This window comes from Empedobacter sp. UBA5924, from assembly GCF_002431085.1.
GTDB lineage: Bacteria > Bacteroidota > Bacteroidia > Flavobacteriales > Weeksellaceae > Empedobacter > Empedobacter falsenii_B.
On the sequence record NZ_DJDM01000038.1, the window covers coordinates 103,475 to 117,400 of the forward strand.

The 13,926-nt window shown below is 31.4% G+C and carries 11 protein-coding genes; 3 read left to right on the top strand and 8 right to left on the bottom strand.

What is annotated here, in order from left to right; genetic code table 11:
- Positions 1–1,050, top strand: coding sequence for a phytase (locus B3792_RS11275; protein ID WP_291069607.1), 1,050 nt, complete (start codon positions 1–3; stop codon positions 1,048–1,050).
- A 461-nt stretch (positions 1,051–1,511) separates the two neighbouring features.
- Positions 1,512–2,153 carry a DUF6266 family protein gene (locus B3792_RS11280; protein WP_125349470.1) on the top strand — a complete coding sequence of 214 codons (642 nt, stop codon included), beginning with the start codon at positions 1,512–1,514 and terminating at the stop codon, positions 2,151–2,153.
- A gap of 79 nt (positions 2,154–2,232) precedes the next feature.
- Here the strand turns inward: B3792_RS11280 and B3792_RS11285 are convergent, their stop codons facing one another.
- The 5 genes from B3792_RS11285 to B3792_RS11305 form a co-directional block, all read right to left on the bottom strand.
- Positions 2,233–2,493, bottom strand: a complete 261-nt coding sequence (locus tag B3792_RS11285) for a helix-turn-helix domain-containing protein (protein ID WP_125349469.1) — start codon at positions 2,491–2,493, stop codon at positions 2,233–2,235.
- Between the two features lie 294 nt (positions 2,494–2,787).
- Positions 2,788–3,648: a glycerophosphodiester phosphodiesterase family protein gene (locus B3792_RS11290; RefSeq protein ID WP_280048907.1), complete on the bottom strand. Its 861-nt coding sequence runs from the start codon at positions 3,646–3,648 to the stop codon at positions 2,788–2,790.
- 11 nt (positions 3,649–3,659) lie between these two features.
- On the bottom strand, positions 3,660–6,815 hold the full coding sequence (locus B3792_RS11295) for a TonB-dependent receptor (protein ID WP_291069610.1): 3,156 nt from the start codon (positions 6,813–6,815) through the stop codon (positions 3,660–3,662).
- Between the two features lie 211 nt (positions 6,816–7,026).
- Complete coding sequence (locus B3792_RS11300; RefSeq protein WP_291048458.1) at positions 7,027–8,241, bottom strand: MFS transporter; 1,215 nt, start codon at positions 8,239–8,241, stop codon at positions 7,027–7,029.
- A gap of 87 nt (positions 8,242–8,328) precedes the next feature.
- Positions 8,329–9,243, bottom strand: coding sequence for a helix-turn-helix domain-containing protein (locus tag B3792_RS11305; protein ID WP_125349466.1), 915 nt, complete (start codon positions 9,241–9,243; stop codon positions 8,329–8,331).
- Positions 9,244–9,499: 256 nt separating this feature from the next.
- On the opposite strand from B3792_RS11305, the gene B3792_RS11310 reads away from it, so the two are divergent.
- Positions 9,500–10,267, top strand: coding sequence for a methyltransferase domain-containing protein (locus B3792_RS11310; RefSeq protein ID WP_291048463.1), 768 nt, complete (start codon positions 9,500–9,502; stop codon positions 10,265–10,267).
- 45 nt (positions 10,268–10,312) lie between these two features.
- On the opposite strand, the gene B3792_RS11315 is transcribed toward B3792_RS11310, so the two are convergent.
- The 3 genes from B3792_RS11315 to B3792_RS11325 are packed head-to-tail and all read right to left on the bottom strand — an operon-like array spanning position 10,313 to position 13,772.
- Positions 10,313–11,500, bottom strand: a complete 1,188-nt coding sequence (locus B3792_RS11315) for an aspartate aminotransferase family protein (protein WP_221856827.1) — start codon at positions 11,498–11,500, stop codon at positions 10,313–10,315.
- 1 nt (position 11,501) lies between these two features.
- A complete protein-coding gene (locus tag B3792_RS11320) occupies positions 11,502–12,059 on the bottom strand; it encodes a hypothetical protein (protein ID WP_152606083.1) in 558 nt (185 codons plus the stop codon).
- Between the two features lie 39 nt (positions 12,060–12,098).
- Positions 12,099–13,772, bottom strand: a complete 1,674-nt coding sequence (locus tag B3792_RS11325; RefSeq protein ID WP_236688166.1) for an OstA-like protein — start codon at positions 13,770–13,772, stop codon at positions 12,099–12,101.
- Positions 13,773–13,926 lie beyond the last annotated feature (154 nt).

Genomic DNA, 13,926 nt, shown 5'->3' on the forward strand with positions numbered 1-13,926 from the left:
ATGAAAAAAATATTCATCACATTATCACTCTTCACTATTCTATTTTCTTGTGAATCCTCTAAACTGGCTCCAGTTCCTACAAATGCAGTAAAACCAACTGTTACAACAGAGCAAACACCAAATGACACTGATGATCCTGCAATTTGGATCAATTATCAGAATCCTGAAAAATCACTTATTATTGGAACAGACAAACAAGAAGAAACGGGCGGTTTATATGCCTATGATTTGAATGGTAAAATCGTAAACCAAATCGTTCCACTTAATCGTCCAAATAATGTAGATGTTATGTACGGTTTTCCTCTGAATGGAAAAAACGTAGACATTGCAGTACTTACCGAACGTGCAAACAATAAAATTAGAATTGTTTCGCTTCCAGATTTTAAATTGATTGACGATGGCGGAGTCGAAGTTTTCAAAGACGAAACATTACGAGACCCAATGGGAATTGCGCTCTACAAAAGCAAAAACAACAAGTTTTATGCAATCGTTGGTCGTAAAGACGGTGTAAGTGGCGAATACCTACATCAATATGCATTAGAAAACAAGAACGGAAAAATAGAAGCAACTTTAGTACGCAAATTTGGAAATTATTCGGGTAATAAAGAGATTGAAGCCATTGCAGTTGACGAAGAATTAGGCTTTATTTATTATGCTGACGAAACAGCAGGAATTAGAAAATATTATGCTGATCCAGAAAAAGGAAACGAAGAAATTGCATTTTTTGGGCAAAAAGATTTTAAACGCGACCACGAAGGAATTGCAATTTATAAAACCAATGCAACAGATGGCTATATCTTAATTTCGGATCAACAAGCAAATTATTTTAATGTATACAAACGACAAGGTGAAGCTTCAAATCCGAATGAACACAAATTGATTGCTAAAATCCCAGTTTCTACTATCGAATGTGACGGAGCTGATGCTATAAACTTCAATTTTGGAACTAAATTCCCAAAAGGTTTCTTTGTTGCTATGAGCAATGGAAAAACATTCCAAATCTATGATTGGCAAATAATTCAAAACGAAATTGATAAACAAGCAAAATAATTATACATTCACACATAAAAAATCCGAGCTCATAGCTCGGATTTTTTAGTTATATAGCAGCACCTTTTTTGTCAATATAACATCATTTGCACTTATATTTTTTTGTAAACAAAGCCAATCAAAACAAACTTTATGAAAATTTTCTACATATTTTCTACATAAAAACTTCTACTCCACTTCATCGAACAAACATCGAACAAACATCGAAGAACAAATATAGAATAGATATAAAACCATCGAAGAACTATCGAAGAATCATCGAAAAAACAAACACATAAAAACAGTACATAACTTATAATCAATTGATAATCAATTAATAGAAAAGACAAAAACAGATAACCAAGGAAAAAGAAAGAAAAATAAGGAAAAAACCTGACAATTAGAGAAATTTTAAGAAAATAGAATTTTTGTCAATATATATTGCTGAACTTTAGCATAATAACCCCTAAAAAAATAAAACAATGGGAAAAATTTATGATTCACTTTTAGCAGGCTCTTCAGGACGCACAGGGCGTATAGTTGTAGCAAATGTAAATGGTCACGAGATTTCAAGAATCAGACCTAAAAAAAGAACCAAAGCACCATCAGAAAAACAATTACTCGTTCAGCAAAGAATGAAACTTGCCATAGACTTTATGACCTCATACAGAGCCTATGCTTGCAAACACTATGGTTATCGTACAGGCATGCGATCTTCTTACAATCAAGCGTTTACCAACATCACAACAAACCTTGTAATAGACTATTCAACAGCCACTATAACACCAAATTACCAAAATATTTGTTTCTCCAAAGGTGCATTATTAGCCGCCATTCCATTATCTATTACTTTAGTATCAGCCGCAATGGTCGAGATAAACTGGCAGAACAATGCTTCACCCACATCAGACACAGCTACAGATATGTTGCAAATATTAGTAGCAGTAGAAAACGAAAACAATACATTTTTTATTGAAAATGCAACAGAACGAATGAACGAAACTTACACTTTAAGCCTATCCAACTTTCAAATAGGTAAAACCCTACACTTTTGGATTGCCTTCCGTTCACAAACAGAAGACCAAGTGTCAAACTCAGTTTATTTAGGTGCCATTAGTACTTAAAAACATATTCCTAAGGCTAAAATAATCTAATCATATTTAGCCTTAGGAATATTAAAGTTAAATGACCCACATAAAATTGTCAATCATTATACCTCTTCAAAATATCCAAAAACAATAAACTCCTCAAATAGTAGTTCTTAGAACCTAATCTAAAAAACTTAATCTCACCTTTTTTGCGACACCTATCCAGAGTCTTTTCAGATATACCAAACAATTCAGCAACCTCTTGATCCGTCATCAACTCATCTTTAGTCAATTTAAAATCCTTTGTACTATAACGTTCTACAAACTCCGCATAGATTTGCTGAAGTTCCAAAAATGTAAATTCTGTTTCCTTCATACTACAGCTTTTATAAAAACAATACACATTGGTAATTATTTAATAATGACTAATTTACAAATAAATAAAATATAATACCATATATTAAGCATTTAACTCACAAAGCTTGTTGTATAAATGAAGAAAATAGCCTCTCAAGAAGATAATAAGGCTGTAATCATCCAAGACTCTAAAATCACAAAATGAAAAGAATCTTTTTACATGAAAAATGCACAACTGAAATAAATTTAGTTAACCAAAAAAAAATCCTATTCGAAACAAATAGGATGTATTCTGCTAAATATTTTAATAAAATTACTTGTAGTTAATGAATTGCGAAGGATAATCTGTTTCAATAATATCTGGTCGAGAAATTAAATGCTGAATATAACCCCTTGCCCTTTCTATATCGGTTGGCAATTTATCCGTAGAAGGCGCAATGGCAATCATCACCATAACACCTTTTTTACGCAAATAAGCTATCATTTCTTTTTGTTCTTCTTTCACTTCCAAACCAATCCAAGCAATCATTCTATCATACGAAACATTTAGTTTCTCAAAACTTTCAACATCTTTCATCGAATGAAAAGGTTTCATAAACATTACATACTCAAGATGTTTTGCATAATAAGCAACCTCATCATCTTTTCGCAAACCTAAAACTACATTAGGATAAGGATTTTCTTTCAGAAATTTCACATAAGTTGCATACGGAACACCTTTATTATCCAATTGAAAAATAGTTTTTCCTTGACTCCAATCCAAAGCTTCTTTTAGTGTCGGAATTTTAAAATCAGTCAACTTTCCTTCCCTATCTTTTAATTTCGCATGTTTTATTTCAGCATAGGTATAATCTTTTACCTTTCCTTGCATATTTGTCGTACGATTCAAGGTATCATCGTGCATCAAAATAAGAACAGAATCTTTTGTAAGTTGAGGATCTATCTCAAAAAAAGAAGGCATAATAGACAAGGTTTTCTCAAAAGCCTCAATACTATTTTCTGGATAACCAGGCATCATTCCTCCTCTATGCCCCGAAATTATAATAGGTTTATTTTGATCTTGTTCAAAATATGATTTCAACTCATCAAAATTCTTAATATCAACCGTATGCAACTGAGCATTAGCCACAGCAACTGTGGCTAAAACACTCAATAAACTAATTATTCTTTTCATAAAAATGATAATTAAAAACTATATCTAAATCCTATCTGAATTTGATAAGGACTAAACGCATAACTTGTTTTTCCTGTATTAGTATTTACATTATATACAAAATGCTTCTCTGTCGCATCAAAACTTTTAATTGAATAAATATTTTGCTTTCCAATACGAGGACCAACACCCCAATCTTTACTCAATAAATTCGCTACATTGAAAATATCAAAACCAACTTCAAATTTATGCTTCTCAACAATATTGAACTTCTTTGTTAAACGCAAATCAAACGTTCCAGCAAACCCATTAATACCTCCATTTCTTTCTGCTATTTTTCCAAAACTTTTGCGGATATAATCTTTTGTATGTTTTTCTACTTCTGGATTATCTAAAATTGCCTGAATTCCTTTCTTTAAATAATCTGGTGTTGATGCACTATTTGGATCATAGATATAAGCCAAATCATTCGAATTCACAAAATCTCCATTCATGTTACCATTCACTGCCAACGAATAACGAGTTCCTCCTATTCCACTAAAACGAATACCAGCAGTCATTCCCCAAAAAGTTGGTGATTGTCCATACACAACCAGTTTATGACGGAAATGTGTATCAGAATAATTCATTTTACTTAAATTTCGAGGATCTTCAGCAACCATCAAACTCAACGTCGCTGTATTCGCAACATTACCATTATAAGAAGTATTATCTTTCGAATCATTCCAAGTATATGAAACAGAAATCTGTCCATCCTTGAAATAACGATACATACCATCTAACACAAATGCATATTGATCTTTTTTACCATCACTAATTAATTCTAAAACACGACCCAAGTCTTTCGTTTTACGTCCATTTACCCAATTGGCAGCTCCATTTGTAGGGTTTATTGTTGACGCTGGCACATAAACACCACGATTCGCCTCTTCTGCAATTCTAAAAAATGGTTCATCAACCATATTACGATCCACATACATATAGTTGTTACGCGCCCAGTTAGCATAAGCACTAATTCCTACACGCAAACGATCACTAAAAAAATGGTTATAAGAAGCATTTAACTTATACACCGTTGGCACTTTCGCATCTTTACTATTCGCATTTATTGTGATTAATTTTTCAATATTAGGATTATTGAACAAATCTTTTCCTGGAGCAGTATCAGGATTTTGTCTATAACCAATAAAATCTGGCGTTGGCACTAAAGCACCTTCAATATCTACCGCAGCAACCTTTGTTCCATCAAACAACATATTATTAATCATAGAATAAGGATTAAGTGAAGAACCAAAAATACCTCCACCAAATTTTACGAAATCTTTTCTATTTTGATTAACATCCCAAGTCAATTGAAAACGAGGTTGAATTTGCCACGTATTAATCTTATTATCAGTTCTAACACCCAATTGTTTATCAGCAATTTCATTGTAGTTTGCACCATTCAAGTATTGCATATTCTCTACACGCAAACCAGCCATTAAGTCTAAACCAGGAGAAAGCTCTGTTTCCATTTGTCCATAAACCGCAGAACTTAGTTGATTAATAACTGTAGAAGGATCATCCGTCAATCTAATCTCTCTTGCATAACGATAAGGTGTCATGTTCTTAAAATTGTCCATACCAGTAAAATAAAAACGTCCGTTCATTTCACTACCATACACATTTACCATTCTGTAATACGAGAAATCTCCACCAAAAGTATATTTGATATTATTTCGGTTGATATAAATATTATTCACCAATTGCACAACATCTCCTTTAAACCATTCTGGAGAAAAGCGTTGTCCACCTAACTGAATATTTGTAAACTGATTTTTACCATTAATCGTAGAACTAATTCCTTCTACAATCGCACGCGGAATAGATGCAGTTGGTAATTCCTTTGATGCTAATACAGATTGGTTCTCTAAAAAATACTGAACTTTTAATTCATTTGTAATATCATCATTAATATCAGTTCTCAACGATAACATCAAACTATTATCAGTTTTCTTACGATCAATATACGATTCGTACATATTGATTCTTGTATTATCACCTTCTGATAATAAATCTTTTTCGTGTACAAAATTATTACGAAGCGTTAATAAATTTCTTGCATTAATCTGCCAATCTAAACGTAAAAATGCAGCATTTGTATCTTTATTCTTGTTAAATGATCCAAATTGAGGATTATTTGAAACGCCATATTTTTCACGCGCAATACTCAAAAATTGATCTAAAGTAGATTGTGTTACATTAAATAAAGCTTCGTCACTTTCATTATTAATATTTGCAATGAATAATGGACGTTTATCAACTTGTCGATCCCAAGCAACAAAAAAGTGCGCTTTATCTTTCTTAATTGGTCCTCCCAAAGAAAAACCATATTGATAAGTAGAGAACTCATTATCTCGTTTATTTCCACGAATATCATACGGACTCGAAAGCCAATCTGTACGACCATACAAAAATGCACTTCCTTGCATTTTATTCGTCCCAGACTTTGTAACAGTACTAATTGTTCCACCACCAGCACGCCCGTTTGTTACATCATATTCATTTGTTACCACTTTAAACTCACGAATCGCTTCCATCGAAATAGAATAAGAAGACGAAGTAGAACCTCCTGCAATAGTACCTCTATTAGACATTCCATCTATCGTATAATCAACAGACGAAGATAATTGACCACCAATACTTGTTCCATTGCTCAACGGAGATAAATCTATTAAAGAAGTGAAATTTCGTCCATTTACAGGTAAAGTTTGTAAATCTTTTGCCGATACAGAAGTAGACGCACCAACTTGTTTAATAGAACTTTTTAAAGTTTGCCCACTTACCATCACTTCATTCAATTCAGTCGTTCCATTTGTAAATTTGAACGGAACCCAAATTAAATCTCCTTGATTCAAACTATATCCTTCTAAGATCTCCTCACCATGTTCTTCCGAAATAATAGTAACTGTATAAGGAGAACCTAATGGCAACTGCTTTAAGTTATACTCTCCTTTTTCATTCGTTTTCGTAGAAGCTGTAAATCCTGTCGATTCATTTTTCACAACAATGGTTACATTGTGCAAATCCGAACCATTAGCATCAGTAATTTTTCCCGATATACCTGCTAAATCTCCCTGTGCATAAACTGCAGTAGTTGCTCCCATCACAAAAACAACTGCTGATAGTTGAAATAAATTAAGTTTCATGTATATGTTTTATTTGAAACCCAAAATTATTTTTTACCTCACAATATGGTGTTACTTAATAATTAAGAAAGCTTTAACTAAAAGTCATAAAAAAGGTAATAGTTACAAGAAATTTAAACGTTTAATAAACCTTAAGAATTTGGTTTTAAGATTTAAAAGAGTATTTAAAGAAAATAATATGTTAAAAATCCGAGCATTCGCTCGGATTTAATTATACGATTATAGCTTTTTTTCGTGTAGATTTCTTCATTCTATACATAACGTAAATAATTACAGATAATAGAAATGAAAAAATAAAGTATCGGATTGCTAACCCATTTTGAGTATCAACTTTACCAGTACTTGAGATAATAAAACTTGTAAGCGAAGTAATAATATACGTCATTCCTCCCATCAAACCACCAGCAACACCAGCATTTTTAGGAAAAGCCATCATATTTGAAGTAAAGAATGATGTGAATAAAATTCCCGAACAAATATGAATGAAAAACGCAAAGAATAATAAAACAAATAGATTTTGAACAAAGAAACCTGCGATAATCAAAAGAGAAATCAAAACTAATTGTACAATAATAGGTAAAGCTATACTTTCTTTAAAGTCAAGATGCATTCTTTTCTTTCCTACAAATCCGCCAATCATCCACGAAAAACCTAAAATTAAAGTTGAATAACCAATCACTACAGAATTAAAATGATAGGTATTTTCAATTAAAAACGGACCAATAATATTGAAAATCATTACAATAGAATAAGCAACAGCCTGTATCATAATTCCAACTATAAATAATTGATTGCTAAGCATCATTCTATAAGTATCAATAACGTTTTTCAAATTCAATTTAGTCTTTTCAACAATACTTTCCCCACTAAAAATCAATTCAAAAATTAAAATTAAAGCAGCGTAAATAGCTAAAAAATAAAAATTCGCATGCCAATTGAACAACTTTTCTAAATATCCACCTAAAAATGGAGCCAAAATAGGTCCGCATGACCAAACAATCGTGAAATAACCTAAATAATGTTTCGCCTTTTCTGGTGTATGAATATCAATAAAAAGTGCTCGAGTTGCAATAACAATAATCGCAACTGAAATTCCTTGAATAATTCGAAGAAAACAAATCAACAAAATGCTATCTGTACTCGCGATAACTAAACTTGTGATTAATACGACAAATAATGCTACAATTTTTGGATAATATCGTCCAATTGCATCCAAAATACTTCCAATAAACAATTGAGATAAACCATAACTCAATAAAAAACAAGTCAGAGTTAATTGAATACTACTTTCTGGAACTATCAACGATTTTGCCATCGACGGAAATGACGGCAAATAGATATCTGTTACAAATCCCGAAATTGGAATCGAAAAGAAACCAAGTATACTTATAATTTTTTTCCTTTTTTCTGATGCTTCTCTCAACATAAATCATTTTTTACTATGCAAAAGTAAAATGAATGTGAAATTGAGGAATTAAAAAAGACAAATAAAAAATTACAAAAATCAAATAAATTAATTTTCTTGTTTAAATTTTAATGGAGAAGTTAAAGTATGTTTTTTAAAAAAATTATTAAAATGAGCAGGTTCCTCAAAACCTAATGTATAACCAACTTGCGCAATATCCCAATCAGTATACAACAACAGGTTTTTAGCTTCTTCAACTATTTTCTGTTTAATAATTTGTGTCGTTGTTTGTTTTGTTACAGATTTCACAGATGAGTTGAGATGATTTACATGAATATTTAATTTCGTTGCAAAATCAGCGGGTGTTTTCAAAATAAGTGGATGAGCAGGTGAATCTAGTGGAAATTGTTTATTTAATAATTCATCAAACTTCTTATACAATCTCACATTTGATGGCAATTCAACCGCATGTATTTCATCAACTTTTTGTTCTAAAACATAATGAAAAATAGCAGATAAATGATTACGAATACTAAAATATCTCAATTGATAATTGGATTGATTAAGACGATACATTTCCTGAAAATAAGACAAAATCAAAGGCAATTGTTCATCAGAAATCTCAATAAAAGGAGAACTCCAATCTTTAAACAAAGATGTTTTTTTGAAGACATCAAACTCTTTATTTTCAGAAAAAAATTGTTGATTGAATAAACAAAAATAACCTTCTTGCAAACTCGATTTACATTCCCAAGTATAAGAAATATGCGGAGATGGAAGAAATAAAACCGGTTTAGAAATATATCTTTCATTATTTCCATATTTAAAAATTCCTTCACCAATCAACAAACTGATTTTGTAATAATCTCGCCGACTATATGGACTTTTAAAACTACAATATTTACGCAAAGAAATATTAAAATGCGCTTTATCGTGTTCAAAGTTAGCAGAATTCATCAATTCGGCTTGTTCTAAACTAATTTTATTATAATAATCTGCAATAGTTTCTAATTCTTGACTCATCTTTATTCTTACAAAATTCAAATAAACGACATTTTAGAATAATTATATGTTAAAAACTACATTAATCATAATATTACCTATTGTGCATTTTGATAATTTTAGCAATTAAACCGTCAATTCGAGTAAAATTCTTTTAGAATTTTTATTCATTTCATTTCTTCAAATCACTCGAACTGACAAATTTTTATTCAAAATACACAGTGGATTAAGTATTATAAAATTTCATTAACTTTAATCACATTCAAAACTCAATAAAATGCCTTGGAATCCCGAAAGATATAATCAATTCAAAAATATTCGTTATCAACCTTTTTATGATTTAGCGGATTTAATTTCTACTAATAATTTGAAAAATTGCATAGATGTAGGTTGTGGAACTGGCGAACAAACAGCAATTCTCGCTAATAAATTTGAACATGCTAATTTTTTAGGAATTGATTCTTCTAAGGAAATGCTCGAAAAGTCAAAAGAATTTGATTTAGCCAATCTTACATTTCAACAACAAACGATTGAAAATTTTGCAAATTCAGATACAACTTGGGATTTAATTTTTAGTAATGCAGCGTTACAATGGTCGGATAATCATGAAGAATTGTTTCCTAAATTAATCTCAAAACTGAATGTTAATGGACAATTTGCAGTGCAAATGCCTTGTCAAAAAGATAATGTATTGAATGTTATTTTGAGTGATTTAGCACGAGAAAAACCTTTTGCGGATTATTTGAATAATTTTCATCGAGATTCTCCTTTGTTAACGATAGATGATTATGCGAAAATCATATTTGATAATGGATTGAAGGATTTGAACATAAACATGAAAGTTTATCCAATTTACGGAAATGACGAAACAGAATTTTATAATTTCATTTCTGGTTCTGCTTTGATTCCTTATATGGAGCGTTTAACGACTAAACATCAAGAATTATTTACGACAGAATTTAAAACGAGAATTAAGAAATATTATAAGACTTTTCCTGCAATTTATTCCTTTAAGAGAATATTGTTGTATGGAAGAAAGAGTTAAACAAAAAGAGAATCAATTATGATTCTCTTTTTTGTTTATTAAAATTTAATCTAAATCGTCTAATACAGATTTTAAGATATCACAACCTTTTATAATATCTTCATCCGAAATATTAATTGGCGGTGTAATTCGTAAATTCTCGATGCTATACATTAAAAAGAAAAGAATCAAGCCTCTATTCATACATTCTTGCTGAACGCGCAACGTATATTCTGGCGATGATAACTCAGGAGCTAACATCAAACCTTTTCCGTGAATTTTCTTAATTTTTGGATGCTGAAGATTTTCTCTGAATAATTGTTCTTTACGATCAATATCATCCATTAATTTCTCTTCTTCTATAACATTTAGTAATTCTAAAGCTGCAGCTGCAATCACAGGATTTCCTCCGAAAGTCGTAATATGTCCCAATTGAGGATTTTGCTTAAGAGAACTCATAATTTTATCAGAAGTCATAAACGCACCAACAGGTAAACCACTTGCCATACCTTTTCCCATTGCCACAATATCTGGCACAACACCAAAATGCTCGAAACCAAACAATTTCCCTGTACGTCCAAATCCTGGCTGAATTTCGTCCATAATCAATAATGCACCAACTTCTTCGCAACGCTTTTTCAACTTGATAAAGAAATCATTTTCTGGTAATCTAAAACCAGAAGCACCACGAATACTTTCTACAATAACACCAGCCGTTTCTTTGGTAATTTTTTGTAAATCTTCTTCGTTATTAAAATCGATGAAATAAACTTCTGGTAACAATGGTCGGAAAGCAGCTTTCTTACGTTCATCACCCGAAACACTTAATGAACCATGTGTATTCCCATGATAGGCATTACGAAAAGAAATCAATTGACGACGACCTGTAAAACGTTTCGCTAATTTAAGCGAAGCTTCAATCGCTTCTGTCCCAGAATTCACCAAATAAACTTGATCCAATCCTTCTGGTGTTAAATCAACCAATCGCTTACATAATTCAACTGGTTTTTCTTGCGCATATTCACCATAAACAGCGACATGCATATATTTGTTTACCTGATCTATAATCGCTTGATTGATGCGCGGATGGCTATGTCCAAGTGTATTCACCGAAACGCCAGCCACAAAATCAAGATAGGCTCTTCCATCCTTTCCATAGATATAAGAGCCCTTTGCGTAATCGACTTCAAAACCAGATGCAAAATTTGTTGTTTGCGCCTGATATTTGAAAAATCCTTCTTTTAATGTTCCCATTTTATTTTAATAAAAAAAGTACAGCTGCACCGCCCATTGCATAAGCTGCAACAGTAAGAGCATCTGATTTACCTTTCGAAAATTTTCTTATTTTGAACGATGAAATATCATTTTTATGAAACTTCAATTCTTTTTCTGTTCCTTTTACAACAGCATATAAAGTATCAGCTTTCCATTGCTTCGCCTCTATTGTATATTCTTTTCCTTGTGCATCTACTTTATAAAATTGATCGGGTTTGATAACATCCGAAATTTTAATTGTAGAAGGATCTATCGCTACTTTCTCTTCTTTATTCTCTTGTTTCTTTGCTTTTAATGCAGCTAATTCTTCTTGACTTTCTGAAAGAGATGAACTAATTGCATTTTCATTCGGACTTTTGCGTTCTCTTCTCAATTCAGCAATATCAGCTCTAGAACGACTTCTTTCATTAGAGTTAGTCGTTTGATTTTGATTATTACCTTTAGACATTTCCAATGCATACTCCTCAGGATCAAAAGCTTTGTATGTATAACAACTAGACAATAGCAGAATAGATAATATGATAGATGTAGTTTTCATTTATAGTTTTAGAAATTAAACGATTAATTTATGAAAAGATTATTTCGAATCGATAAAAATATCTCGCCAAGTGTTTAATCGTTCAGAAATTCGCCATTTAAAATCGGGCAAATAACGCATTTCTTCTGGAAATTTTGACAATGGATACATTTTTCCGTCCGATTTTATACGACATGCAACCAATTCAACATCTTTTCCTACAACATCAACTTCTATAATTCCACAATACGAAATATTAACTCCATAACGTTCTTTCACTTTCGTTTTTTGATCCGTATCATCCATGTACGTCAACGCGACAGCATTTTCTTCTACATTTATAAAATCAATTTTATCGTCCTGAAAAAGAACAGTCAAATATTTTCCTTTAATTTGATGATATTCATTTTCCACAAGCGAATCCACTTTAGCAATCACAAAAGCATTATTGAACACTTTCATCGAGTCTAATTTTTCTGTTTTCGCATTTGTATACGCTTCGATATAATCGCCAGTCACTTGATTATCGCCAGAAAATAGAATTGGATCTTTGTAAAATTGCATCAATCCTTTAGTTTGATTGTACACCAAAGAATCTGCTTTTCCATTCGCATTCGATTTGTAAAAACGCGCTTTATGAAATGCTTTCACTAATGAAGTTGAATCTACATCGTGACGTTTTACCGCTAACAATGTATCTGCACTAATGTAAAGCGAATCTTTATCAAACGCTTTCACAGCATACGCATTCTTCGTTACAAAAGCCGAATCTAAGTATTTAAAAGCTTCTCCGTAATCTCCCTTCAAAAATCTTTTTTCTAAAGGATCATCTAAAAAAACATCACCTTCACCTTTACCAAAACCTGTTTTATCGTTGAAATAAAGTTTTTTAGCCGTCAACGTTTTGTTTTGATAATAAACTTTTGAATTTCCTCTTAACCAAGCTTCACCTGTTTTTTTATTAAAATCTCCATCAGAAGTAATAATATATTGCGATGGATCATTTCGACGTGTAATTTTAGAATAATCGCGGAAAGTTGTAATTCCCGTAATATCATTCGTCGTCATTTTTCTTGAATAAATCGTATAATCTTTATTCGTAATAAAAACTTCTGAACCAAAATTTGCCGATTTAGACTTTACATTATACACAACATTTCGTCCTTCGACTAAAGTTCCATCAGAACCAATTGTTTTGTAAGTATCATTTACAATAATATTTCCTGTCAATCGTTCGTAAATCATTTTCTCAGAACTTATTTGTTGCGTAGGTGTCTTCACTTCTACTTTCCCAATACCAGTCGCAATCTCGGTTGTACGATTATAATCCATATAATCTGCCGTAATACGAGAACTTGGATCAGTCAACACCACATCTTTGAAAGCTTTTGCAATTGTTGTGTTTCCGTCATACTCCATTTTATGCGCCGTAATTGTTTTGTCTTTACTCACCAAACGTGCATTCGACCAAACAACAGCCAAGTTTTTATCACGATATAAAACCGCACTATCAGCTGTAATTACATCACCTTTATATTCAATAACAACATTACCTGTTAAAATCTGATTCCCTTCAAAACGATCTGGATAACGCTCAACTAAATCAGCATTCTTCAACACAACTTTTTCTTTTTTAGGTTTCTGTTGCGCAAAAGCACTTATCGTCATAAAACATGAAAGTAAAAAAGCAACTTTCAAACCTGTTTTATTTTTATTTATATAATTAATTAACAATTACTTAATGTTTTTATTTAATCTCTATTTCACTTCAAAAAAGTGTTAGCCAAAATTAGTATTATTTTTTTAGTCCTAAAAATTAATTATTACGTTAAAACGTGCTTGAATACTTAAAATTTTCATAATGTTTTAATCAATATGATAGATTTTT